Source organism: Rheinheimera sp. UJ63 (assembly GCF_021568285.1).
Lineage (GTDB): Bacteria > Pseudomonadota > Gammaproteobacteria > Enterobacterales > Alteromonadaceae > Alishewanella > Alishewanella maricola.
This window is the reverse complement of sequence record NZ_JAKGTQ010000001.1, coordinates 1,027,831-1,052,284: the sequence shown is the minus strand read 5'-3', so window position 1 is coordinate 1,052,284 and position 24,454 is coordinate 1,027,831. Positions and strand designations below refer to the sequence as shown.

Annotated in this window: 19 protein-coding genes; 11 read left to right on the top strand and 8 right to left on the bottom strand. The window is 48.2% G+C overall.

Annotation, left to right across the window (positions count from 1 at the left end; all coding sequences use genetic code 11):
- Window positions 1-98: 98 nt before the first annotated feature.
- Window positions 99-1,283 carry a multidrug effflux MFS transporter gene (locus tag L1N97_RS04910; RefSeq protein ID WP_236128991.1) on the top strand — a complete coding sequence of 395 codons (1,185 nt, stop codon included), beginning with the start codon at window positions 99-101 and terminating at the stop codon, window positions 1,281-1,283.
- Here the strand turns inward: L1N97_RS04910 and L1N97_RS04905 are convergent.
- Window positions 1,280-1,432, bottom strand: coding sequence for a hypothetical protein (locus tag L1N97_RS04905; protein WP_226750460.1), 153 nt, complete (start codon window positions 1,430-1,432; stop codon window positions 1,280-1,282). The two genes, L1N97_RS04910 and L1N97_RS04905, sit on opposite strands and share 4 nt — an antisense overlap.
- A gap of 167 nt (window positions 1,433-1,599) precedes the next feature.
- Between L1N97_RS04905 and pyrC the strand changes: the two genes are divergently transcribed.
- Window positions 1,600-2,631 carry a dihydroorotase gene (gene pyrC, locus L1N97_RS04900; protein ID WP_236128990.1) on the top strand — a complete coding sequence of 344 codons (1,032 nt, stop codon included), beginning with the start codon at window positions 1,600-1,602 and terminating at the stop codon, window positions 2,629-2,631.
- A 36-nt stretch (window positions 2,632-2,667) separates the two neighbouring features.
- On the opposite strand, the gene L1N97_RS04895 is transcribed toward pyrC, so the two are convergent.
- Window positions 2,668-4,170, bottom strand: a complete 1,503-nt coding sequence (locus tag L1N97_RS04895) for a YifB family Mg chelatase-like AAA ATPase (RefSeq protein ID WP_236128989.1) — start codon at window positions 4,168-4,170, stop codon at window positions 2,668-2,670.
- A 166-nt stretch (window positions 4,171-4,336) separates the two neighbouring features.
- On the opposite strand from L1N97_RS04895, the gene L1N97_RS04890 reads away from it, so the two are divergent.
- The 4 genes from L1N97_RS04890 (at window position 4,337) to L1N97_RS04875 (ending at window position 12,505) form a co-directional block, all read left to right on the top strand.
- Complete coding sequence (locus tag L1N97_RS04890; protein WP_236128988.1) at window positions 4,337-6,631, top strand: efflux RND transporter permease subunit; 2,295 nt, start codon at window positions 4,337-4,339, stop codon at window positions 6,629-6,631.
- On the top strand, window positions 6,621-7,424 hold the full coding sequence (locus tag L1N97_RS04885) for an outer membrane lipoprotein-sorting protein (protein WP_236128987.1): 804 nt from the start codon (window positions 6,621-6,623) through the stop codon (window positions 7,422-7,424). Before L1N97_RS04890 ends, L1N97_RS04885 begins: the two co-directional genes overlap by 11 nt.
- A 49-nt stretch (window positions 7,425-7,473) precedes the next feature.
- Window positions 7,474-9,123: a type IV pilus assembly protein FimV gene (locus tag L1N97_RS04880; RefSeq protein ID WP_236128986.1), complete on the top strand. Its 1,650-nt coding sequence runs from the start codon at window positions 7,474-7,476 to the stop codon at window positions 9,121-9,123.
- 163 nt (window positions 9,124-9,286) lie between these two features.
- Window positions 9,287-12,505, top strand: coding sequence for a DEAD/DEAH box helicase (locus tag L1N97_RS04875; protein ID WP_236128985.1), 3,219 nt, complete (start codon window positions 9,287-9,289; stop codon window positions 12,503-12,505).
- Window positions 12,506-12,508: 3 nt separating this feature from the next.
- Here the strand turns inward: L1N97_RS04875 and L1N97_RS04870 are convergent, their stop codons facing one another.
- Window positions 12,509-12,877, bottom strand: a complete 369-nt coding sequence (locus L1N97_RS04870; protein ID WP_236128984.1) for a c-type cytochrome — start codon at window positions 12,875-12,877, stop codon at window positions 12,509-12,511.
- Between the two features lie 611 nt (window positions 12,878-13,488).
- On the opposite strand from L1N97_RS04870, the gene L1N97_RS04865 reads away from it, so the two are divergent.
- From L1N97_RS04865 to L1N97_RS04850, 4 genes are all read left to right on the top strand, one after another.
- Window positions 13,489-13,830 (top strand): DUF4258 domain-containing protein, encoded by a 342-nt coding sequence (locus L1N97_RS04865; RefSeq protein WP_236128983.1) that lies wholly within the window; start codon window positions 13,489-13,491, stop codon window positions 13,828-13,830.
- Window positions 13,831-13,840: 10 nt separating this feature from the next.
- Window positions 13,841-14,287 (top strand): helix-turn-helix domain-containing protein, encoded by a 447-nt coding sequence (locus L1N97_RS04860; RefSeq protein ID WP_236128982.1) that lies wholly within the window; start codon window positions 13,841-13,843, stop codon window positions 14,285-14,287.
- Between the two features lie 348 nt (window positions 14,288-14,635).
- Window positions 14,636-15,226, top strand: a complete 591-nt coding sequence (locus L1N97_RS04855) for a hypothetical protein (RefSeq protein WP_236128981.1) — start codon at window positions 14,636-14,638, stop codon at window positions 15,224-15,226.
- A 358-nt stretch (window positions 15,227-15,584) separates the two neighbouring features.
- Window positions 15,585-16,280, top strand: coding sequence for a hypothetical protein (locus L1N97_RS04850; protein WP_236128980.1), 696 nt, complete (start codon window positions 15,585-15,587; stop codon window positions 16,278-16,280).
- 67 nt (window positions 16,281-16,347) lie between these two features.
- Here L1N97_RS04850 and L1N97_RS04845 read toward each other — a convergent pair whose 3' ends face one another.
- Window positions 16,348-19,011 carry a M14 family zinc carboxypeptidase gene (locus tag L1N97_RS04845; RefSeq protein ID WP_236128979.1) on the bottom strand — a complete coding sequence of 888 codons (2,664 nt, stop codon included), beginning with the start codon at window positions 19,009-19,011 and terminating at the stop codon, window positions 16,348-16,350.
- A 236-nt stretch (window positions 19,012-19,247) separates the two neighbouring features.
- Here L1N97_RS04845 and L1N97_RS04840 point away from each other — a divergent pair, with 236 nt between their 5' ends.
- Window positions 19,248-19,799: a histidine phosphatase family protein gene (locus L1N97_RS04840; protein ID WP_236128978.1), complete on the top strand. Its 552-nt coding sequence runs from the start codon at window positions 19,248-19,250 to the stop codon at window positions 19,797-19,799.
- 14 nt (window positions 19,800-19,813) lie between these two features.
- Here L1N97_RS04840 and glpD read toward each other — a convergent pair whose 3' ends face one another.
- The 4 genes from glpD to L1N97_RS04820 all read right to left on the bottom strand — a co-directional run bounded on the left by glpD (window position 19,814) and on the right by L1N97_RS04820 (window position 24,276).
- Window positions 19,814-21,304 carry a glycerol-3-phosphate dehydrogenase gene (gene glpD, locus L1N97_RS04835; protein ID WP_236129177.1) on the bottom strand — a complete coding sequence of 497 codons (1,491 nt, stop codon included), beginning with the start codon at window positions 21,302-21,304 and terminating at the stop codon, window positions 19,814-19,816.
- Window positions 21,305-21,379: 75 nt separating this feature from the next.
- Complete coding sequence (glpK, locus tag L1N97_RS04830; RefSeq protein WP_236128977.1) at window positions 21,380-22,879, bottom strand: glycerol kinase GlpK; 1,500 nt, start codon at window positions 22,877-22,879, stop codon at window positions 21,380-21,382.
- 328 nt (window positions 22,880-23,207) lie between these two features.
- The gene (locus L1N97_RS04825; RefSeq protein WP_236128976.1) at window positions 23,208-23,789 is read right to left on the bottom strand and encodes a hypothetical protein; all 582 of its coding nucleotides are present in this window, start codon (window positions 23,787-23,789) and stop codon (window positions 23,208-23,210) included.
- Window positions 23,773-24,276, bottom strand: a complete 504-nt coding sequence (locus L1N97_RS04820) for an RNA polymerase sigma factor (RefSeq protein WP_236128975.1) — start codon at window positions 24,274-24,276, stop codon at window positions 23,773-23,775. Before L1N97_RS04820 ends, L1N97_RS04825 begins: the two co-directional genes overlap by 17 nt.
- Between the last annotated feature and the right edge of the window lie 178 nt (window positions 24,277-24,454).

Genomic DNA, 24,454 nt, shown 5'->3' with positions numbered 1-24,454 from the left:
CGGTATTTTAGGTGAATAAGCGCTTGTTCTTACGAAAAAACCTGCTAGTCAGCATCGTGTTGTAACGGTACTATGCAGCTCCTCTGGAGGTACCTCAAATGAAAGCGCCAACCCCTTCGCTGTGGCTGATTATGCTACTCGCGTCCGTAATTGCTATTACCCCTTTAGCAATCGACATGTATTTGCCGGCAATGCAAACCATGGTGACCGATCTCAACACCTCTATGGCCTTGGTGCAGCAATCGCTTAGTATCTATCTGGCTGCTTATGCCTTAGGCATGCTGCTGTTTGGGCCCTTAGCCGACATGCTGGGGCGTCGCCCTTTAGCGCTAGCGGGGCTTTGTGGGTTTTTACTGAGTAGTATTATGCTCAGTATTGTTAGCAGTATCGAAAGCTTTTTAGTTTGGCGCGCTGCTCAAGCCTTTTGTGGTGCGGCCGCAACCGTGGTGATCCCTGGCATCGTGCGGCATTTGTATCAGCACAATACCGCTAAGGGTATGTCTTATGTATCTATGATTATGATGCTGGCGCCATTAATTGCTCCAGCGCTGGGCAGTGGCATTATGGTGTTGGCAAACTGGCAAGTTATTTTTGCTGTGTTAGCCGGTTATGCTTTGTTATTGGTGGGTTTAAGTTGGCGTTTCCTGCCTGAGATCACACGGCCAGACGATGTGGTAAAACCCGCCTTTTTTAGTGGTTATCGGCAAGTTTTTGCTAATAAAGCAGCATGGCCAGATATTGCGACTTCGATGTTTGCCTCTTTTAGCTTTTTTACGTTTTTAACAGCCGTATCCTTTATTTATATTAGTTACTTTGGCGTGAGTGAGCAGCTATTCGCGGTGTTATTTGCGCTTAATGTGTCGGCGCTAATGCTTGCCAACTTTATTAACAGCCGCTTGGTTACCCGGCAAGGGCCGCAACGCATGTTAGGTGTCGGCTTAGTGTTAGCTTTGTGCTGCGCGTCACTACTAAGCTTATTTAATTATCTGGGTTTAGGGCTGTGGTACACGGTGCTGAGTATTGCCCCGTTAATGGCCAGTTTAGGGCTAATGGCTACTAATGCCGATGCGATGATTTTAATGAAGTTTCCAGAGCATAGCGGCACCGCCACTGCGGTGATTGGAACGTTGCGTTTTGGCATAGGCGCACTGGCAGGGCCTTTATTAGGGGTATTTTACAACGGTACGGCATTGCCGTTTTCATTGTTGATGCTGGCGGGTACGATCTGTATCTTAGTGGCGCAATTAACACGTTATTATCAATTGCGCCCACAGGGAGCTTAAATTTTACAAGCACCGCCACTGCATTCGTCATCGTCATCGCCAAATTGTGGCTCGCTTTCGGCAGCGGCTACGGCGGCTTGAGTGGCTGCGACAGAGTCTTCGGCGGCTGCGAAATCTAAATGATCTAAATCGAAATCAAATTCTGACATGGTGGGCTCCTTCATTTGCTACAAAATAGTGTAGCAGAGCCGACGCAGTGACTAAAGCAATGCCTGAGAAAAGTCGCAGTGCGGCTTGAAAAACGACCTGGGTAATTTCTTCATTTCTGCTTCCCTGCTATCATAAGGCACTTTTGACATCCTGCCGGAGCATTCTAATGACCACTTTAACCATTCAAACCCCTGATGATTGGCATCTGCATTTTCGCGACGGTGATATGCTGTTAGAAACTGTTCCGGCCACGGCTCGGGTCTTTCGTCGCGCTATTGTTATGCCTAACTTAGTACCGCCCGTGACCACCGCAGCACAAGCGATGGCTTATCGCGAGCGCATCCTCGCGGCACGGCCAGCGGGCAGTGAATTTCAACCTTTAGTGACATTGTATTTAACCGATAAAACCAGCAAGCAAGATATTATTGAAGCGAAAGCGGCGGGCGTGGTGGCGGCTAAATTATATCCTGCTGGAGCAACAACCAACTCTACCTCGGGTGTAGCAGCACTTGACGCGCTTTATCCGGTGTTTGAAGCCATGGCCGAAGTGGGCATGTTGCTGTTGATCCACGGTGAGGTGACTGATCACGATATTGATATTTTCGACCGTGAAAAAGTGTTTATTGACCGCTATTTGCAGCATATTGTTACACGTTTACCACAATTAAAGGTGGTGTTTGAGCATATTACCACGGCTGATGCCGCAACCTTTGTAGCGGAAGCTTCTGCAAATGTGGCCGCGACCATCACACCACAACATTTATTGTTAAACCGCAACGATTTATTAGTAGGTGGCGTGCGGCCGCATAATTATTGCTTACCGGTTTTAAAGCGTCGTACCCATCAAGAAGCCTTGCGCGCCGCGGTGGCGAGTGGCTCGAGTAAGTTTTTCCTGGGTACAGACTCTGCGCCGCATGAAAAGCATCGCAAAGAGTCAGCTTGTGGTTGTGCCGGTTGTTACAGTGCTCATAGCGCCATTGAGTTGTATGCCCAGGTGTTTGATGAGTTGGGTTGCCTAGAAAAGCTGGAAGGCTTTGCCAGCCATTATGGCGCAGACTTTTACGGTTTACCTCGCAATAGCGGTAGCATCACTTTACAAAAACAACAGTGGCAGGTACCGACCGAAATAACCTTGGCGAATGGCCAGCCGATCGTGCCATTTTTTGCTGGTGAAATGCTGCATTGGCGTTTAGTTTAAACCGCTAATAGCGGCATAATGTTTTAACCTATCGGGCTACTGTTTTAGATATTGGATCAGTCTTTCCAGTGCCCGATAGCTGATCGCCTCTAACAAATGTGGTCGGCTAATCTGTGGGCTTTGTTGTAAGTCGGCAATGGTCCTTGCCACCTTAAGTAGCTTATGAAAGCTACGTGCTGACAACTTTAACCGCTGTAATGTCTCTTCTAAAAACTGACTATCTACGTCGCTAAGCCGACAATGCTGCATTAATTCGCCGCCTTGTAGCCGCGCATTCGCTTTGCCTTGACGGGTTAGTTGAATATTTCTGGCCGCAATCACTCGCTGCCGCACTTGCTCACTGCTTTCTTCAGCCTGTTGGCTACTGAGCGTGCCGGCGGGCAGCAGCGGTACTTCAATTTGTAATTCGATGCGCTCTAAAAAAGGCCCGGATAAACGGTTCAGATACCGTAATACTTGCTCATGGCTGCTGCGACCATCTTCGTGATGGCCGGTGGGGCTGGGGTTTAAAGCACTGACTAGCTGAAACTGGGCTGGAAACTCTGCTTGGCGCGCGGCGCGTGAAACATGAATATGCGCGGTTTCGAGTGGTTCGCGTAATACATCTAGCACTTTACGTGGAAATTCAGTCAGCTCGTCCAAAAACAACACGCCATGATGCGCTAAAGAAATCTCGCCAGGTCGCGGTACAGAGCCGCCGCCCACTAAAGCCACTGCTGAGGCGGTATGATGCGGTGCGCGATAGGGCCGTTGTAGCCAGCTTTGTTGGTCACGCGGTTGACCGGCAATAGAATAAAGCGCCGCGGTGGCCAGCGCTTCTTGTTCGGTGAGTGGCGGTAAAATACTGGCGAGGCGCTGTGCCAACATCGATTTTCCGGTGCCAGCAGGGCCAAACATCAATAAGTTATGCTCACCTGCCGCGGCAATTTCTAGCACACGTTTGGCTTGTTGCTGACCTTTTACATCGGCCATATCAGCTTGCATTTTAAGTGGTGGCGGCGGCAGTGGCGGAATGGCGGGCAGCGGTTGTTGTGCTAATAAAAAACTATGCACTTGTAGCAAATGCTCAGCACCATGAATTTGTGCATCAGGGATTAAACAAGCTTGTTGGGCATTGGCCATGGGTAACACGGCGGCACGGCCAGCATCACGACAAGCAATGGCTAACGGGATCTCGCCCAGCACCGGTCTGATCTCACCCGAAAGGGCTAATTCACCACAAAACTCGTAATTCGCGGTGCAGTTTTCAGGCAATTGCGCCGAGGCGACAATAATACCCAGCGCAATAGCTAGATCAAAACGGCCACCTTCTTTGGGTAAGTCGGCAGGGGCCAAATTAACGGTAATGCGCTTATCCGGAAAGTTGAAGCCACTGTTAATTAACGCGCTACGAACCCGGTCTTTGGCTTCTTTAACCGAGGTTTCGGGTAAACCCACTAACTGAAACGCCGGTAAACCGTTACTGAGATGAACCTCGACCGTTACCAACGGCGCGGCTAAGGCATAACGTGCCCGACTATAAATAATGGCCAGTGACATAATGCACCCAGAGCAAGCAGACATAAAATAAGTTTATTTAATTGTAAATTATTTGCAAGCAAGGTGTGCAAAAAGAAAAATATTCATGGCTTGTAATCATCGGCCGATAATTAGGGTGTACACTGAAGTACAACTTTTAAAATAAAAAAGCCCCGGAGCTCGCTGCATGACCCCATCCCGTCCTTTTGTTTTATGCCATCCTTGGTCGGTGTTATCTGCGCTGTTGTTGATTATTGCCCTGTTTAGTGCCGGTTTAAATCAACTGTATTTTCGTGGCGATTACCGCATTTTCTTTGGGCCGGATAATCCGCAGCTGCAAGCCTTTGAACAAATGCAGCAAGAGTTTAATAAAAGTGACAATGTGCTGATTGGTATTGCACCAAAAGATCGCAATGTGTTTCAAGCCGATGTGCTGCAATTAGTGCAAGACTTTACCAATGCCGCTTGGCAAACACCTTACTCTATTCGTATTGATTCAATTAGTAATTTTCAACATACCGAAGCTGAAGATGATGATTTACGGGTGCAGGATCTGGTGAATGCTGAACGCACCTTGGATGATGCCGAGTTAGCTCGTATTCGTGACATTGCCTTAAACGAGCCGATTATTCGTGATCGATTAATTGCCGCCGATGGGGCAGTGACGGCAATCAATATTACGGTGCAATTACCCGAACCTACTGGGCAAGCGCAGGTAGATGAAATTTGGTCGGCGGTGATGGCGCTGACGGACCAATTTGCTGCACAGTATCCCGACGTCGAGTTTTACCACACCGGCATTATTGCCATGAACTATGCCTTTGCCTCAGAAGCAGAAGCCGATGTGAAGCGCTTAGTACCCATGATGTTGTTGGTCATAGCATTGATGCTGGCTTGGCTCTTCCGCTCGTTTTATGCCTCGTTAGTGACCATCATCATCTTAATTGTTACGGTAGTCACCACCTTAGGTATAGCCGGTTGGCTCGGTATTTTTATGAGTACCGCCACGGTGAACGTGCCAACTATTTTAATGACTTTAGCGGTGGCTGATTCGGTACATTTACTGGCCGGGATGCAATTTGCGATGAGCGAAGGGAAAAGCAAGCAGCAAGCCATTCAGTACAGTTTAGAACGCAATTGGTTACCGGTAGTGATCACCAGTGTCACGACCGCGATTGGCTTTTTAACCCTGAATTTCTCCGAAGTGCCAATTTTACGTGATCTGGGTAATTTAACGGCTATTGGTGTGGTTTTAGCCTGTATTTTCAGCCTGACCTTACTGCCATTATTGATGAATGCCTTACCGTTTCATGAGCCGGACCATGTTGAAAGCGGCCTGAATGCCATGGATAAACTGGCGCTGTTTGTGATCCGCTGGCAGCGGCCGATCATGTTTGGCTTTATTACCTTTACTATCGTGTGTTCAGGTTTATTAACCTTAAATAAAGTGAATGACGAGCCCAATGAGTATTTCTCTACCAGTACTTCATTTCGTCAATCGAATGACTTTTTAGAAGAAAACCTCAGTGGCTTTACTTTGATGGATTTTGAAGTGAAGGGCGACGGGGAAGGCGCGGTTTATCAACCAGAAATGCTGTTGGCCGTGGCACAGTTTAGTGACTGGTTAGTTGAGCAACCGGAAGTGATGCACGTAAACACTTTCACCGATATTCTGAAAAAGCTCAATCGCAATATGCATCAGGATGACCCGGCCTATTACCGTTTACCCCATTCCACCGAAGAAGCAGCGCAATATATCTTATTGTATGAAATGTCCTTACCTTTTGGCCTCGATTTAAATAATCAGTTAAACATTGATAAAAGTGCCACGCGGTTAAGTGCCACCTTATACAATTTAGGCAGCAAAGAGTTAATTGCTTTAGAAGAGCGTGCTTTAGCATATTTTGCCGAGCAATGGCCGGAATACCAGCTATCGGCTGCCAGTGCCGCCCTAATGTTCGCTCATATCGGCGAGCGCAATATGGCGTCTATGCTGAAAACCTTACCGGCGGCGTTGGTGTTAATTTCGTTATTATTACTGTTTACGTTGCGTTCTTGGCGGCTGGGTTTAATTAGTTTATTAACAAACTTAGTGCCAGCGATTATTGGTTTTGGTTTGTGGGGTTTATTAGTTGGCGAAGTGAACTTGGCGTTGTCAGTGGTCGCCGGTATGAGCCTCGGTATTATTGTTGATGATACGGTGCACTTTTTAACCAAGTATCGCTATGCCCGCAAAGAGGGCCAAGATAACGAACAAGCCGTGCGCTTTGCTTTTCACAGTGTTGGCCGCGCGCTTTGGATTACCACCTTGGTACTGGTCAGTGGTTTTGCGGTGTTGATGCTGTCGAGCTTCCGTTTGAATTTCGATATGGGCTTGCTGACATCCGGCATTATTATGGTGGCACTGATCATCGATTTATTATTTTTACCCGCCGTCTTGTTACAAGTTGGCAAATTTGGGAGAGCTAAGCATGCTAAATAATCTAACATCTCGCAGCCTGTTGTTCGTTGCGATGCTGTGTGCACCTTGGGCGCCGGTGGCGGCGCAAGATGAGGCGCAAGCCAAAGGCTTACAAATTGCAAAAGAACAAAAAATGCGTGATCGCGGCTGGGGTGACAGTGAAAGCGAATTGCAGATGACCTTACGTAACGCTCAAGGTCGTGAAAGTGTCAGACGGATGCGGGCTTTAGCCCTTGAAGTGCAAGGTGATGGTGATAAGTCGCTGACCATTTTTGATGAGCCCATGGATGTGCGCGGTTCCGCTTTTTTAACCCATGCTCACCCCACGGCTGAAGATGAACAGTGGTTATATTTACCCAGCGTTAAACGCACGCGGCGTATTGCCAGTCGCAATAAATCTGGCCCTTTTATGGCCAGTGAGTTTGCTTATGAAGATATGACCAGTTTTGAATTAGAGAAATTCAGTTTCCGTTATCTTCGTGACGAAGCCTGTGCAGAGCAATTACAGTGCTTTGTGGTAGAGCAAACGCCAACAGACAGTTTTTCGGGTTATAGCAAAATTTTGGTTTGGGTCGATACCGAGCATTATCGGGTGCAGCGCGCAGAATATTATGATCGTAAAGATAGCCTATTAAAAACCTTAACCACCTACGATTATCAGCTGTATTTAGATAAGTTTTGGCGGCCACATCGCTTGGTAATGGAGAACCAACAAACCGGTAAAAGTACCGAGTTGCTGTTAGAAAGTATGCGTTTTCAAACCGGCCGTACTGCTGCCGATTTTGATGTAAGTGCTTTGGAGCGGGCGCGTTAAGCGTGCGTTATTGCCTATGAAACATACCATCGCAAACCTTTGCTGCGCTGTGACCTTACTTACGGGTAGCTTACCGCTGCACGCAGCGACACTGGGGCCCATTACGGCTGAGAGCACACTATGGCGTTTGGCGCTTGCGGCTAGGCCGGATGAGCAAGTTAGCATGGCGCAAGTGATGTATGCTTTATGGCAGCAAAACCCAAAAGCGTTTCGCGATAACAATGTCAATTATCTTTTAAAAGGTGCGGAATTAACCGTGCCTGACAAAGCACAAATGTTAGCCACTGACGTGACCTTTGCCGCGCAGTGGTATCAACAGCAATTAGCCCGTCAAGCGTTGCCAGGCAAAGCGATAGCTGAACCGAAACGCGCTGTCACTGCGGCTAACCCTGAGGTTATGGCAAGTAATAGCCGTGCTGCTGTTAGCCCAGTAAGCCCGCCTGCGGCCACAGTACCATCTGTTACAGCGGTGAGCAGCGCAGCGCCTGCTCGCGCCACCTTACCGGCAAATAACAGCAGTGCTACGGCTAATACTTCTGCTCGAACTGCAGCAATAGCCCCTGCGCCCAAGCCACAGGGCAGTTGGCGTTGGCAACATGAGCTGGATTTTACGCAGCGCATGTTTAGCCAAAGCGGCTTGCAGCCCAGTAGCAAACAGCACAGCATGCTGAGTTATCGTGGCCAATGGTCTTATGAAGACGCCAGTCGGCAGCACAGTGTTAATTTAGAGCCTTACTTACGTTGGCATCAGCGCGACAGTGAAAGCCATCTTATTGATTTTCAACAAGCCTATTGGCGATATGTGCAAGATGGTTGGGAAGTAAAAGTAGGTTTAGACACCATTTTTTGGGGCGTTAGTGAGTCACAGCATTTAGTTGACGTGATTAACCAAACGGATGTGACCGCCGGCGTTGAGCTAGAGGCTAAGTTAGGGCAACCGATGCTTGCCCTGCGTCGCAGTGCTGGCGCGGGTACCTTAGATATCTACGTTTTACCTTACTTTCGTGAACGGCAATTTCCCGGTTTAGCGGGCCGTTTAGCTACGCCGTTAGCGGTAAACCATGATTTAGCCTGGTATGAGTCGTCCGAAGCGAAAAATAACCTCGATGTTGCCTTGCGTTACGCCCATCGTTTTTCGGGTTTAGATGTCGGTTTAAGCTTTTTTAGCGGCACCAGTCGCGAACCCTTATTGCAACCCACCGTCAGCGGTGAGTTACAGCCATTGTATTATCAAATGGAGCAATATGGGCTTGATCTGCAATGGGTGCAGGGCGATTGGTTATGGAAAATGGAATCGATTTATCGGCGCTTGGGAGTGGATGAATATGCCGCTGCCACTGCGGGTTTTGAGTTTACCCAATATGGTGTGTTGCAACAGGTGTGGGATCTCGGCTGGATTGTCGAATATCAGTATGACAGTCGCGGCCAAACAGCCAGTATGCCCGGGCAAAATGATCTGTTCATCGGCTGGCGCTTGGCACTGAATGATGTGGCCGGTTCGAGTTTCTTGGTCGGCGTTTTACAAGATTTAGATGAAGGTCAAAGCCGCAGTATAAAACTGGAAGGTTCACGGCGTTTAACCGATAGCCTGCGCTTAAGCATTAATGCCTGGTTATTTCAAAGTGAGCAAATCAACGATCCGCTGTATTGGTTGCAACGCGATGACTATTTATCACTGCAATTGAGCTATTACTTCTAAAACAGACCTCAACCAAGCCTGCCCAATGACAGAACAATGAAAAAGTACCTATTTCTGTCGGCAGTGCTTTGGTCTGCTCGGCGTTTGCGGTAGCATAGAGCTTTTGTTCGCGCCCATCTTTTGGGCGTGTTGCCTAAGTGCAATGTAAAGAGAGCCGAGCAATTTGACTGATCACACCAAAGGTGAAGACACCAATTTATTCCCGCTAAGCGATGCGAACCTGACGCAATGGTTTGACACTGCCACTATCCACCGCGCGAAGGCCTATTTGCAGGCCGGTAAGGTGTTGAAGCTCGAATACAATGATGATTTAAGTGAGATCAGTGCCCAAGTATGGGGAGCGGGCTTTGCGCCTTATCGGCAACATTTGTCTTTAGAACAGCATCATGGTCGTTGGCAATTAGAAGCGCGTTGTAGCTGCCCTGTTGGTTTTCGCTGCAAGCATGTGTTGGCGGTGTTATTGCGCTTAAAGCGTGATTATGCGCAGCAACAATTACGGGTTAAGCAATTACCCATGCTGCAGGTCGATAATTGGTTTGCCGAGGTGGAACAACAGCAAGCACCCAACAAAGAAATAGTTGAAGATACCATGCTGTATCTGCTGAGCTACGGTCACAGTGGCTTACAATTGTATCCGCGGCGGGTGAAAATTTTGAAAAAGGGTGGCTATAGTAAAGGTCAGCCTTTAGGAAAATACGATCTGGTGGCACCGCAACCGCCAAGCTGGCTCAGTGCCGAAGACTATCGTTTGCTTACGGTGTTTCGCTCGCATAACCCACAAGATCAGCATGTGTTAGAAGGCCGCTGGGGCTATGAGTTACTGCAGGCCTTTTTCGCCACCGGCCGCTGTTTTTTTGGTGAGGCTCGGCATGAATTAACCTGGCAAGAGCCAAAGGATTTGTCGCTGTATTGGCAAGAGCACGAAAATGGCCAGCGACTGCACTGGCAAATTGCCGATGATGAAGCCAACCATCTTATTTTTACTGAACCGCTGTGTTACTTAAATACCGATCATTATTCGCTAGGCGAAGTTAACACGCCTTTAAGTGCGCGCGAGCTTAAACTCTTAGCCAAAATGCCGGTGATCCCACTAAAACAATTATCATCGCGGTTGGGGCAATTACAGCAGTTATTTAAAGAAGTGAGCTTGCCTGTACCTAAGGGTGTTGCCGTGCAGCAAGTGACGGTTGCCCCCACTCCGGTGCTAGCATTACAAATGCGTGTGCAACAAGCAAATGCAGCGGCACGACCCACCGCCTTATTGTATTTTGATTATGCCGGACAGCGGCTACCACTCGATTTAAAACAAGCGCAAACCGAAATCAGCCTGCCAGATCAAACCTTGTTTATTAAACGCCAACGTGAAAACGAAGTGGCAGCACTAGAGCAATTGTTAGCACTGGGATTAGTTAGTTGCGAGCTTGCCCCGCCTGCTGAACGTTTAGCTGCTTTTGATGTTGGCGATGGCCCAGATAACCCAGAGTTATGGCAGCCGTTATTGGCGGAGCTTGATACCTTGCAACAGCAAGGCTGGCAGGTAGAGCAAGCCGCCGATTTTAATTTGCAGATCCTCGATGCCACGCCGTATTTGCAAGTACAAGATGGTAAGCAAAGTGGCTTTGAATTAGGTATCCAAGTGGATGTGAACGGCCAGCAAGTGCCGTTATTACCGTTAATCAGCCAATGGCTGCGGCAATATGGTTTACCAGTGAGCGGCCAAACCATTTGGCTTAGTTTGCCACAGGGCAAATTAGCCTTGCCGATGCAATTAATTCAGCCGCTGATTGATACCATCGTTGAATTACTCAATTTACAAAAGTCGCCGTTAACCTTGGAGTTACCGGATTATAAGGCCGCCATCTTACCCCCGCCTGGTGCAGCTGAGATTCAATATTTAAATGCTAACCGTTTAACTCGGTTAAGTGAGCAACTGCATAATTTCCAAGGTATAGAAGAAGTGGCCTTGCCCAGCGGCTTAAATGCCGTGTTGCGCTCTTATCAGCAGCAGGGCTTTAACTGGCTGGTGTTTTTACGCTGCTTTGGTTTAGGTGGCGTGTTAGCCGATGATATGGGCCTGGGTAAAACCTTACAAGCGCTCAGCTTTATGTTGTATGAAAAACAACAAGGGCGTTTAAAAAAGCCGGCATTAATTGTTTGCCCCACGTCGTTATTAGGCAATTGGCAAAACGAAGCCGCTCGCTTTACACCTGAGTTATCTTTGCTGCAGCTTTACGGCGCTAAACGTCGGCCGTTGTTCGAGCAAATGGATGACTTTGACGTAATTGTAACCAGCTACCCATTGTTAGTGCGAGATCTGCATTTATATCGCCAGTGCGAATTTAGTTTAGTGATACTGGATGAGGCGCAGCATATTAAAAATGCGGGCAGTCAGGCAGCGCAAAGTGTGCGGGCGTTAAAACGTGAATTTAGTTTAGCGTTATCGGGTACGCCGTTAGAGAACCATTTAGGCGAGTTAAAGTCGTTATTTGATTTTGTGTTACCGGGCTTACTGGGTACCGAAGCGCATTTTAATCAGGTGTATCGTAAGCCGATAGAAAAGCATGCGGATACCGAACGTGCTCAGGTGTTAAAACAAAAAATCGCGCCTTTTATGCTGCGGCGCAGTAAAAGCCAGGTCGCCACCGAGTTACCTGAGAAAAACGAGATATTACAACTACTCGAATTAGAAGCGGACCAACGCAATCTGTACGAAAGCATCCGCTTAATTATGGAAACCAAAGTGCGCGAGCTGTTTTTGCGCAAGGGCGTAGCGGCCAGTCAAATTGAGTTTTTAGATGCCTTATTAAAACTGCGTCAAGCTTGTTGTGATGCGCGCTTAGTACCCATTGAACAAGCGCAACTAGTGAAGCACAACGCCAAGCTCAGCTGGTTAAGAGAAAACTTGCCTGAAATGATTGAAGAAGGGCGGCGCGTATTACTGTTTAGTCAGTTTGCCAGCATGCTGCATTTAATCGAGCAAGAGCTGCAATACATGGGCATTAGCTACAGTAAATTAACGGGGCAAACCAAGCAACGACAGCAGCAGATTGATGCCTTCCAAAATGGTGAAACGGAAGTCTTTTTGATCAGCTTAAAAGCCGGTGGCACAGGGTTGAATTTAACCGCCGCCGATACCGTTATTCATTACGATCCATGGTGGAACCCCGCTGCTGAAAACCAAGCGACCGATCGGGCGCATCGCATTGGTCAAGACAAAGTGGTGTTTGTATACAAGCTGATTGCCCGCAATACCGTTGAAGAAAAAGTACAAAAATTACAGCAGTATAAGCAGGGCTTATCGGATCAGTTACTGGGTGGTGGCAAAGGCCAAGTATGGCAAGGCCAAGCCGAAGACTTGCTGGCGCTGTTTACGGCCGACTAACGATTAGGGAGCGGGGCTTTCTATTGCGGGCGGCAATAAGGCATAAAACTGGCTTAATAGCGCAATATCATCATCGGTTAAACCCCGAGCTTGTGGGCTCATAATGGCATGTTTACGATCGCCATCACGAAAAGCGGTGAGCGCCGAATTGAGCTCGCTGGCGGGGCGCCCCGCAAGATGTGGGTACATCGCATTACGAGAGATACCTCGCGGCCCATGACAGGCTGCACAGGTGCGTGCCCGTGCACTACCTGCGGCTAACGTTTGCTGCTCTGCTTCGGTATAACTTGGGTTAGGAGCTGATGGTTGAGTGACACTTTTATCGCAAGCCGCTAATGTCATGGCGGCGAAAATGAACATGGCTTTGCGCATACACTTCTCCTTATTATTTATTTAGCTTGCCACAACTTTGTAGCTACGCCTATTTTTTCTGTGGCTGGCCACGTCATGCGCTTACAAAGTAACGAAGTGGCAGTGTGATCTTGGTTGAGTGCTGTTGTTGCGGCTTTTGGGCTAAAAGCCGAAAATCGAGCGCGGAAAGCCGCGCAAAGTGTTTGGGAACAGAGACCAAGCGTCGAGATATCTAAGTTAATTTAGCTCTGTTTGTTATGAATAATACTAAGACTGCTCGGTAAAATCCTTTGTCCATCTTGCAGCCACATTTTCTTTGGAGACTTTCTTTTGGCGATGCAAAAGAAAGTATCTCGCCAACGGCGAAAACGTTAACCGCTGCGTAAAGCTTCGGCTGGAGCACGCTTTAAATACATCCTTGTACGCTCCTCTTTTTCATCCCTGAAAAAGACGTCTCCAGCCAAAGTTTACTTCGCTATTAACTCGCCCTGCATCATCCTAAAGGAATGTTTTGTTTTGACCCCAAATGGCATTCAGCGTTAGGAGGAAATGGTTTGCATGAATGGATAACAATGATTGACAATGTGCACACCGCCTATCAGAATGATAGGTGTCAACTTGATAGGTGATTCATGAGCCAAAGTGAACCTCAAGGAATAGATGAGCTTCCCCTGACGGAAGTAACTGCTAGGCAGATCATTAATAATCTGGCTGAGCAACACACGGATAGGATCCGCTGGAGTAAACATGTTAAAGAACGGATGCAGGAACGAGGTGTAAACACCGGTCAAATACTGACGTTGCTGAAAAGCAAACACTCCGTATTCCGAGAGGGCCCATATCCGGAAACGAATGGCGATTGGAAATTTAATCTCAAAGGCATGGCGGCGGGAACAGTGATAGAACTGACTGTTGTATTAAAAAATCATCAGTACTCTCCCAGTTCTGTCCTTGTAACAGTGTGGATTAGTTAAGGAAATCTCTATGTATCATTATACTGAAAGTGGCTTGCCGAACGTGTATCTGATGAATGGCTTTACCGTCGAGACGTTTGACGGTGAGGAATACACCAGTATTGATGACATGAACGGCCTACACAACACTATTGCTAGCGCCATTATCGATAGTCCCAAGCCGTTAACGCATCAGGAATTCAAGTTTCTGCGTATCGAAATGAACGTATCGCAAAGAATTTTGGGAACTCGTTTTGGCGTTACGGAACAAACTATCGCCCGTTATGAGAAAGGCGAATCAAGTATTCCAAGAACTACAGATGCAGCTTTACGTTCACTGTATATGGAGATCCAGCAAAAGAATAACCCAGTAAGCTACTTTCTGGATTTACTGGCCGATACTGAAGCAAAAGCTGCAGCACAAAGTATTCAATTAAAACTGGAAGAAGTGAACGATCATTGGACGATTTCAGCTTAGTAAAATAAACAATGTTTGCTACCAGATTCTAAGCGGTCGTCATGAATAATACTGAGGCTTATCAGTAATATATTTTATCCCCCTTGCAGCGAGCCGGCTGAGCATCGTTGGCCAAGGTTTTAAGAAAACGGGTGTTTGAGTGCGGCGACGAAGCATAGCGCGAGTGATGTTTTCGCCTTGGGCAACGCATCAGCAGTCGGGCTTTCGAGCGAAATTAGGGTATTTTCTTTGGATACTTTCTTTTGGCGATGCAAAAGAAAGTATCTCGCCAACGGCGAAAACGTTAAGCTCTGAGAGCTCGGGAGGGCTCGGTATCTGACCCCGAAGGGCTAAATTAAGGTGAACATTGTGCGTAAAATAGTGTTAGTTATATTCCTGTTAGGGCTATTAGTGGCCTGCGATAAAATGCAAACCCTTTCTGAAGCGGCGCAAGTAGAGCGCACTATCCGCCAAGAAGTGAAGCGCGATGTTAAGGGTTTAACCGCGCTCACTAAGGCTGCAGCAGATACCGAGTATGATGGCTTTGCCTGGCGGCGGGGCGAGACAATTCAAATTCGCCAGCGCCAAAACGGTGAGTTAATGCTGTTAAAGGACGTGCAAGCTCCTGAGATTATTGCGACTGCTGTACAACACAATATTCCTAGTTTTAGTGTGGTACGTTATCAACAAGGTTGGTTAGTGGTGTTTCGTACCTACGTCAGTAGCCATTGTCAGGTCGTTTATGCGTATGCTTATCACGGTAAGTTAGATGATACGCCGCAATGTAATGATGCAGTATTTGCTGAGCAGGTGAATGGGAAGTGTCAAAGCCCGATAAATGATGAGTGGCAAGTCTTTAAAGAATGGTTTTTTGCCGAGTCACTGGTTGCTGAAGGTAATCCGGTATGTGCGGATAAAGTAGCACAAGGCTGGCAAACGCCAGTGCAAATCAATCATTAAAATGATATTTGCAACAAGGTTTCGGTGGCTTGGCTAGGGCTGCCCTTTAGCGTGAGCTGAGCTCTCTAGCGGAATTGGCGCGCATTTTCTTTAGGTGCTTGTTGTGCTGCAAAAGTAAATATCTCACCGCAGGTGAAAGCGTTGCTGCCGTTAGAGCTAACTGCGTAAAAATGTGACATCGGGTGCTGGCATAGCGAGTGAATTAACGCCGTTTTGATAAAGTTTTCGACTATTTTCTAGTGAAAACGACTAACTTAAGTTTGATGTCTATTTTTAAGGTGCTGTTATTAATAGGTTTATTAAGTTGGCTGTGTTTTTGCAATGCTCAACCTATCTTAATTATTTGCGAGTACTATTTATGAAACTGAGCACCTTAACCCTTGCTGTTAGCCTAACCTTCGCTGCCTGTTATGTTGGTGGTGTTATGCCTTTTTCTGCGGTCGCGGCAGAGACTGCCCCGCAAAGTATCGAAGATATTTCTAAAGTGAATGGCAGTATTAAACTTGCCGCTGGCAGCATAGCGGGCGAGGTGAGCACCGTGAATGGCAGCATCAATTTAGCGGAAGATAGCCAGGTACAATCGGCGTCTACGGTAAATGGCAGCATTACTTTGGCAGAGCGAGCGCAGGTTACCGGAGAGGCCTCAACAGTAAATGGCAGTATTAAACTGGCCTCAGGTAGCAAGGTGATGGGCGAACTGAGTACGGTGAATGGCGACATGGTGATCAACAGCAGTACCGTAGCGGGCGATGTTAGTACGGTGAATGGCACCTTGAAAATTGAAGGCAGCCAAATCGCCGGAAATCTAACGACGTTAAACGGTAATGTTAGTTTGCTGGCAGGCTCAGTAGTACAGGGCGATCTGGTGTATGCCGAGCGCACTGCCCGCAAAAGTTGGTTTAGCTGGTTTGGTAAAGATAAGCATAAACCGGCAACCTTAACCATCAGTGCCGATTCAAACGTGCAGGGGCAGATCATCTTAAAACAAGAGGTGAACTTGAAATTAGAAAATGCCGCACTGGCAGCACGCGTGGTAAAGCAATACACCGAGTAGCGGGCCAAAAAAAGCGGCAGGTTTTCCAGCCTGCCGCTTTTTTGCGAACCATGAAACGCTTAAACCATTAACGCAGTGGCGTGGCGTGCGCCGCACCGCGGAATACCGCGTTGATATACAACAGGTGCATGCCGTCGACATAGGCGCGGAAATTAGGCTCTTGCGTAAACGCAATAACCTGGCCACGACCTTGCGCTTGCACCATTAACAAGGGTTTATGAGCAATTTGCTGGCGATTTTCTTCCCAAACAAAACCCCCGGCAACAAGCTTTTCCGGTGATGCGAAAGTCAGTACATTACGACCATGTGCCAGCGTCAGTGGCTGATAGATGAAGTTACCCACAAAGATGCTGTTCACATTCGCGGGTACACCGGCGGTTAGCCAATGATCTTGGTCTACTTCTGCTCGCGCTAAAAAGCCAGACACGCTATCAGGCTGCGCTTGAAAAGCTTCTAAGCGTTGCTGATACAACTCGCGGCTTTCTAGCAGCATACCTGCAACTTGCGCTTCAGCTTCGGGTTTCTTTTGTTCACTCACTTTAAATTCACGTTTGCTATTCAGTAGCGGTTTTTCACCTTGGATCAACCAATCGGTTGCATTACCCAACGCCACCAATACACCACCGCGGCTAACAAAGTCGTGGATTTTTTGCTGAGCTTGCGCTCCCAAAGCCTGTTTATAATTGCCTTGGCTTGCTGGCATAATCAGTACATCGTAATGGCGCAGTTCAGCACGTAACAGTTGTGCCGGGCGAATAGCCGTTACTGGGTAATCAATGCCTTGCTCTAAGATAAAGCGCGCGCTACCGGCGCTTAATGGGTTCGCGGGTTCATCCCATAACAGGGCTACTCTGGCATTAGGGATGTTTTGCACGTTGCCTGAACCAAAATTTGGCCCATCTTTAATCCAGCTACTATTAATACCGGTAACATGAGCACCGCTGCTTTGAGCAAGTTGTTGAATCTTAGTGGCTAACTGCGGGTTATCTGCATGGCTTAAAATTAAACTGCCGGCGGGATACCGCACACCATTGCTGTGCGTAAATGGCAAGTCACTGCTTTTAACCGTTAAGCCTTGCTGCAGCGCATGGCTTAACAAACGCGCCGCGGCCATATCGCCCCATGGCACAATATAGCCATAGCGGGCATCGGCATCCGTGACTTTACCGGCGAGTTTGGTGTCTGGCCCAACGGTTATGCTGGCCACATCGACCGCGCGGTTACAGCGGTTAACCTCTAGGTTATACATCAACGGTAATGACCATGCCGTGACATCATAAATTTCATCAGGCAGGTTTTTCGAGCGACGGTCTTGCTGGCGAGCAATAAAGGCTTCGGCCATTTTGACGTCGTCATCTAGCAGATTACGAATTAGCTGATAGGTCGGTTGCGCAGTGTTCACCACGTAAGCGCCTTGCTGATAACTGTTACCACAAGCCCGAAAATCGGCCGTGGCTTGGTTAACGGTAATGCCGTGTTGTGTGAGCACGCCCATTAATTTTTGGTGGCCAGCGGCATCACGGGTGGCAGGGAAAATATAGCTGCGGATGCCATCTTTCTCACCCTGAGTGAGCGACGTTTGCCGATAGCTGTAGAAGCGCTGCAACAAGTCTTTGGCGCGCTTACTGGCGGTTTCAAGCGTAGACATATAAGCGATAAAGTTACGTTGTACGCCATCGGCATACGTTAAAATGCTGCCATCGGTACGGCGATAGTTATGGCCGCGAGCTGAGCCCATTTCGTAGGTTGTGGCGATGCCGCCATAGTACAGTGGCCAGCTGGCACCGTAGCCAGGATACATGGCATCAAAAATTTCCCGAGTAAAATAATCATAGCCAAGCTGATCAAACCATTTGGCGTTGTTTTGCCCTAACCAATCTAAGCTTTCACGCTGTGCACCGGTGACCAGTGGGTTGTAAGGTTCTGCTTCTGGGCTGAAGTAAAAACTTTGATCGCCGCCCATTTCATGTGAATCGACAAAGATCAGCGGAAACATCTGCTGTAACACTCGTACCTGATTTTTGATTTCAGGTTGGGTCAGCGAGATCCAATCGCGGTTCATATCAAACAGATAATGATTGGTGCGGCCATTTGGCCAAGGTTCGTTTTGCTCTGCTGAGAAACGATCGGCGGAGTGCGCGATACCGACTGTGGCGTAATAACGGCTAACAAAGCGGTTGCGGCCATCCGGGTTTTGCATAGGCTCGATATACACCAGGGTATTGGCTAAGATGGCTTTGGTTTGAGCGCTTTGGTCTGCGAGTAAATGATAAGCTAGGCCCATCAGCGCTTCCGGTGGGCTAATTTCGTTACCATGCACGCCGCCAGCAAGCCACACACTGGCGGGTAAGCTATTAATTAGCGCATCTGCAGAGGCTTTGTTTAAGTTACGCGGATCGGCCAAACGGCGCATATCACTTTCTAAACGGTCTAATTTGGCAAGGTTATCAGCACTACCAATCACCGCATAAAATAACGGCCGACCTTGCCAACTTTCGCCATACTTCACTAATTTGATGCGCTCTGGGTAGCTGCTGGCCAGGGTTTCAAAATAACTTAAAATCTCAGCTGGCGCTGAAATGCGTTCGCCCAGCGCATGCCCTAAGCGTTGCTCAATTGAGACAACATCGTTGTGATATTGACTATCGGGAAAAAACGGCACTGTTGTTGGCGAAGCCGCCATGGCTAATGTCGGAAACGCAAGGCAACTTGCGAGATATAAGGCGCGCATAAATTAGCATCCTAAAAACGAAAAAAACTACTGTAGAAGCTCGTAAGGGTAAAGGCAAGCCGCACGGGCTAGAGTTTCGCTCAAGTTGCTATAGGCCTCGGTAAATGGCGAAATGGCTTCAGATTAATCGTTTTAGCGCTTTAATGCGTAGCCTATATCAAGCGATAAAAACAACGGTTTTGCGCAGTACATCACGGCTGGCAACTAAGATGTGTCGCCCTGAAAAGGATACTCTAATGAAACTTGTCAAATGGCTTATATTGCTGTTGTTTAGTGCTAACGTGTTGGCAGATACCGAGGCCGCTTGGCAGGCTTGGCAAAAGGGTGAGGCGCTATTAGTGATGCGCCATGCCCTTGCGCCAGGTATTGGCGATCCAGCTAATTTTCAGCTGGCAGATTGCAGTACGCAGCGTAACCTCAATAGCCAAGGTCAGCAGCAGGCGGTGGTTTGGGGGCAACGTTTGCGGCAACGTACTACTGCCCCGATTAGCATTTATAGCAGTCAGTGGTGTCGTTGTTTAGACACCGCATCCTACATGGCAGTGGGCGAGGTTAAGCCATTACCGATACTCAATTCTTTTTTCGCTGGTCGCGGCAGTCGTCAACAGCAAACCACAGCGTTAATTTCGTATTTTGCCAGCAGCACCGTCATGCAACCGACCGTTTTAGTCACCCATCAAGTCAATTTCACCGAACTCACTGGTATCTTTCCGCAATCAGCCGAAGCCGCGATAATCGCCCTGCCGCTGAGTCAGCCGGCTAAGGTGTTAGCGCGTGTGGCCCTTTAGCGTACTTTGACTCGCTAGGTTGCTGTGGGATGGGGGTGATGTTGTAAGTAATCGGTTAAGGCTTGCACTTGCTCTGGTGTGGCCTGTAAACCCAGTTTTGTGCGACGCCATAAAATATCCTCTGCACAGCGCGCCCATTCGACGCTACGCAGGTAATCCACTTCTGCTTGCCATAGATCAGCAAAGAAATGCTGGCCTAGATCGGTTTCGGTTTGTGCTTCTGCCAGTATGTGAAAGCTTAAGGTGCCATAGGTGCGAACCAAGCGTTGGCAAAAGCTTGGCGCAAGCCAAGGGTAATGTTGCAGCAAATGCTGTTTAAGTGCGGCTTGATCGGTAAAGTCACCACCTGGCAAGGCACTGGCGGCAGTCCAGCGAGGGCCTTGTTGCGGGAAAAAAGGCGCCAGTTGATCAACGACCGACTCAGCCAAAGTGCGATAGGTGGTGATCTTGCCACCGAATACCGAGAGCAGCGGCAGGGTATCATCTGGGCTGTCGAGTAAAATTTTATAGTCACGAGTGACACTTTGCGCCGAACTAGACGCATCTTCGAGCAAAGGGCGTACGCCAGCAAAACTATGTACAATGTCGGCTTCGGTAATTTTTTGTTTAAAATAGTGATTAATCACCGCCAATAAATAGGCTGTTTCTGCTGCGCTGATGCTAGCAGCAGCAGGATCACCCTGGTATTCAACATCGGTAGTGCCAATCAGCGTGAAGTGATCTTCATAAGGAATAGCAAAGACAATACGCTGATCTTCATTTTGCAAAATATAGGCTTGAGGCTGCAAATGAAGGCGTGGCACCACAATATGACTGCCTTTGACCAAACGAATAGCTTGCGGGCTAGGTTGCGCAAAAGCTTCGCTAAACAGCTGGCTAACCCAAGGTCCGGTGGCATTTACCACGGCTTTGCTGTGCACGGTAAACACATCACCGCTATCTTGATGGCGTAAAGTTAAACACCAATAATCGTCTAGTCGTTGTGCTTGAATGCAGCGCGTATGGGTATAAATACTGGCGCCTCGGGAGCGTGCAGCACAGGCATTTAAGATCACTAAGCGGGCATCGTCCACCCAGCCATCGGCATATTCAAAGCCCACTTTGATGGTTGATTCGAGCGGGCTGGTGGCATCGAAATGCACTTTGCGCGATGCCGGTAATTTACGACGAGTGGTAAGATGGTCGTACAGAAACAGCCCCAACCAAATCATCCAAACCGGGCGTAAATGGGCTTGATACGGTAAGCAAAAGGTCAGTGGCCACATAATATGCGGCGCATTTTTGAGTAAAATTTCTCGTTCGGCTAAGGCTTTTCTGACCAAGCTAAACTCAAAATGCTCTAAATAACGTAAGCCGCCATGGATCAACTTACTGCTTTTAGACGAGGTTGCAGAGGCTAAATCGGCTTGTTCGCACAGCAAAACCTTTAAGCCGCGCCCCGCGGCGTCGTGCGCAATACCGGTACCATTTACGCCACCGCCAATCACCACCACATCGACTTTCATGACCAAGATAAACTTCCTTCTGTTTGCTAATAGGGTTTTATTGCTAGGCTGAGGTTTTGCTGAATCATCAGTTGTTCACGAGATTAAATCGTTGTTTGATAAACGAACCTGTGCCACCGCATGTTGCCATTTGGCATACAGTTGTTGTCGTTCTTCGGCGCTAATACTTGGCTCAAAGCGGCGTTCGCAATGCCATAAACTGGCCAGTTGTGTCGTAGAGCTAAAAACCCCACAGTGCAGTCCTGCTAAATAAGCGGCACCCAATGCGGTGGTTTCGGTGTTCTCTGGGCGCTCGACAATAGCGCCTAAAATGTCGGCTAAAAAAGCTAATACCCAATTATTTTTAACCATACCACCATCGACGCGCAGCACGTTGGGGCGCAGACCATCTTTCTCCATGGCCTTTTGTAAATCTTTAGTTTGATAACCCACAGATTGTAGGGCGGCGGCGACAATTTTATCGATACCGGTATCGCGGGTTAAGCCCAGAATAGCGCCTCTGGCGTTGGCATCCCAATACGGAGCGCCTAAACCGGTGAAAGAGGGCACTAAGAACACGCCATGGTCATGGGGTACATGTTGCACCATGGCTTCACTCTCGCCCGCGTTGCGTAATAATTTTAAGCCCTCCACAATCCACTGCATGGTGGCTCCGGCCATAAAAATGCTGCCTTCGATAGCATAAGTCACTTTGCCCTCTAGCCGATAAGCGATGGTAGTCAGCAGCTTATTGGCCGATTTTAGCGGCTTTTCGCCGGTGTTAAGCATTAAAAAGCAGCCTGTGCCATAGGTGCTTTTGGCCATGCCAGGTTCAAAACAGGCTTGACCAATCAGTGCTGCTTGCTGATCCCCCGCCATACCCCCAATCACAATAGGCTGACCAAATAATGCTGCGTCAGTTTCGCCAAAGGCGGCAGCACTATCCATGACTTCGGGGAGCATACTGGCTGGGATGCCAAAGATCTCAAGTAACTCTGGGTCCCACTGCTGGTTGTGAATATTAAATAGCAGGGTGCGGGAAGCATTGGTGGCATCGGTGCGATGCACTTGGCCGGCGGTGAGATGCCAAAGTAAAAAACTGTCTACCGTGCCAAAAGCGAGCTCGCCGCGTTCGGCTTGTTGTTGGGCGCCGGGCACGTTATCTAAGATCCAGCGGATTTTGCTAGCAGAAAAGTAAGGGTCAAGCAGTAAACCGGTTTTATTGCTGATGCTGTCAGCTAATCGTGGGGTCAATAGTTGCTGACAATAGTCACTGGTGCGTCGATCTTGCCACACGATGGCCGGGTAAAGGGGTTTGCCCGTGCTTTTGTGCCAAACCAACGTGGTTTCTCGTTGATTAGTAATGCCCAGGGCTTTTACCTGGGCTGCCGTGATCTGTTGCTTAGCGAGTACTTGTTGACAACAACGCAGCACCGACGCCCACAGATCTTCGGGGTTATGTTCTACCCAGCCATTGTTTGGAAAATGTTGTTCGAACGTCTCACTGACACTGGCCTGCGGTTGGCCTTGTAAGTTGAACAGGACGGCTCTAGAGCTCGTCGTACCTTGGTCGATTGCAAGTAAATACGCTGCCATGGGGGGGCCCGCCATCTAAGCCTGTGCTTCGCAAACGCATTGGCTCACCATTTACAAAAGGTAGAGATCACCAGCGCGTAGGCAGTCAGTAATAATGCGTTAAGTTACTTTAATATAAGCACAAATTGGCTAAAACCGTTAGCATAACCTGATATTAAACTTAGCGCGGCCGAAAAACAGTCAATAAAGGTAATCAGTAAAAGGTTCGCTAACAGGGTTAACCGCTCTTGCAGACACGTTGGCCTTGCCCGCTAAGATAAAATAGGCCTTAACACCTTGTCATTTTATCTGGCAGTTATAGCACGAGTTTGCGCCTCAGCGCCGTGCCTTATACTGCGTCATAAAGCTCCTCATACAAGCTCTCTAAATGATGCAATTTTGCTATGGCTTGTTGCCGTTTCCTGCCGAATAGCCACCAACCCCAAGCGCAGCCTGGAAGCACTAAGAAGCTGTATACTTGCAGCAAGATGTTTGGTACTTGCGCTGGTTGCCACCAGGCTAAGCCCCACAGTGTTATCACAAACAACAGCAACGCCAAGCAACTGTATTGGTTGTAACGCAAATAGCGCACGGTGGTTCGGCATTTTTCTAAACGAAAGAGCAGCAAGCCTTGGCTACTCCAGTCAGAATAATTGAGCAAAGGGCGGTGCAGGCTCACGCTGGTCAGTACCATGCTTATGGCCCCAGCAAACAAAAAGAGCGCTAGAAACATATCTAATAGGGCTCGCTCCCCGAACAATTGGCTGCAGCCCAATATGAGCAGTAGCCCCGCAGCAGCGAGTTCGGCCCAGTATTGCCAACGTTGATAATTTTGCTGGCGTTTGGCTGCGCGTAAATCCGTGGCCAGTGGCTGCGTTGGTTGTTGCTGCCACGCTTTGCTGAGCTGCTTAAAATCAAAGGGCGGTTGCATGTTGCAAGATCTCCTGTAAAGCCGTTTTGGCGCGATTCATTCTTACTCGCACGGCACCGTAACTGATGCCGAGAATATCGGCGATCTCTTTTTCATCAATATCTTCCATCGCCAAGGTAAGTACTTGCCGATGGGATAGTGCCAATTGCCGCACGGCTTGTAACAACACATTGTTTTGTTGCTGTGAGGAAAATGCCACTGAGGGGCAATCGCTTTGTAATTCGTTTAGATGCTGCTCTTCTAACGGTTGCCACGCCATGCGGGTCGATCCGGCGATATGGTCGACCACTACGTTATGCACAATTCGAAACAAATAGGCGCGTTTATTCTCTACTTGGCTTAATTTCTCTGCTGAACGATGCAAGGCCAGATAGGCTTCTTGTGCCAAATCTTGGCGTAAAGACGGATCGGCTTCATAGCTCATTAACGTGCGGCTAATCGCGGCTTGATACTGCAGCCAAAGTTGCAGCGCGAGATCAACAGTCATAATGCTTTACTAAAACCATAGCGACTTATCCTTAAGTGATTCGGCTGCATCGCCTGATCGCGCGTGAGCCATTTTTTAGTTCTAGTCTGCCGCAACGTGCTAACTGTTACAAAAATAAAAATAATTTTTTTTGTAACAGTTTTTTCAACTCGCACGACTTATTAGATAACCGACAAAA

Bases quoted from the DNA above. Each gene is read 5' to 3' on its own strand.
- L1N97_RS04865 (WP_236128983.1), top strand. From the start codon at position 13,489: ATGAGCCAAAGTGAACCTCAAGGAATAGATGAGCTTCCCCTGACGGAA.
- L1N97_RS04825 (WP_236128976.1), bottom strand. From the start codon at position 23,789: ATGCAACCGCCCTTTGATTTTAAGCAGCTCAGCAAAGCGTGGCAGCAA.
- L1N97_RS04850 (WP_236128980.1), top strand. From the start codon at position 15,585: ATGAAACTGAGCACCTTAACCCTTGCTGTTAGCCTAACCTTCGCTGCC.
- L1N97_RS04890 (WP_236128988.1), top strand. From the start codon at position 4,337: ATGACCCCATCCCGTCCTTTTGTTTTATGCCATCCTTGGTCGGTGTTA.
- glpK (WP_236128977.1), bottom strand. From the start codon at position 22,879: ATGGCAGCGTATTTACTTGCAATCGACCAAGGTACGACGAGCTCTAGA.
- L1N97_RS04895 (WP_236128989.1), bottom strand. From the start codon at position 4,170: ATGTCACTGGCCATTATTTATAGTCGGGCACGTTATGCCTTAGCCGCG.
- pyrC (WP_236128990.1), top strand. From the start codon at position 1,600: ATGACCACTTTAACCATTCAAACCCCTGATGATTGGCATCTGCATTTT.
- L1N97_RS04820 (WP_236128975.1), bottom strand. From the start codon at position 24,276: ATGACTGTTGATCTCGCGCTGCAACTTTGGCTGCAGTATCAAGCCGCG.
- L1N97_RS04910 (WP_236128991.1), top strand. From the start codon at position 99: ATGAAAGCGCCAACCCCTTCGCTGTGGCTGATTATGCTACTCGCGTCC.
- L1N97_RS04840 (WP_236128978.1), top strand. From the start codon at position 19,248: ATGAAACTTGTCAAATGGCTTATATTGCTGTTGTTTAGTGCTAACGTG.
- L1N97_RS04860 (WP_236128982.1), top strand. From the start codon at position 13,841: ATGTATCATTATACTGAAAGTGGCTTGCCGAACGTGTATCTGATGAAT.
- L1N97_RS04845 (WP_236128979.1), bottom strand. From the start codon at position 19,011: ATGCGCGCCTTATATCTCGCAAGTTGCCTTGCGTTTCCGACATTAGCC.
- L1N97_RS04870 (WP_236128984.1), bottom strand. From the start codon at position 12,877: ATGCGCAAAGCCATGTTCATTTTCGCCGCCATGACATTAGCGGCTTGC.
- L1N97_RS04905 (WP_226750460.1), bottom strand. From the start codon at position 1,432: ATGTCAGAATTTGATTTCGATTTAGATCATTTAGATTTCGCAGCCGCC.
- L1N97_RS04885 (WP_236128987.1), top strand. From the start codon at position 6,621: ATGCTAAATAATCTAACATCTCGCAGCCTGTTGTTCGTTGCGATGCTG.
- glpD (WP_236129177.1), bottom strand. From the start codon at position 21,304: ATGAAAGTCGATGTGGTGGTGATTGGCGGTGGCGTAAATGGTACCGGT.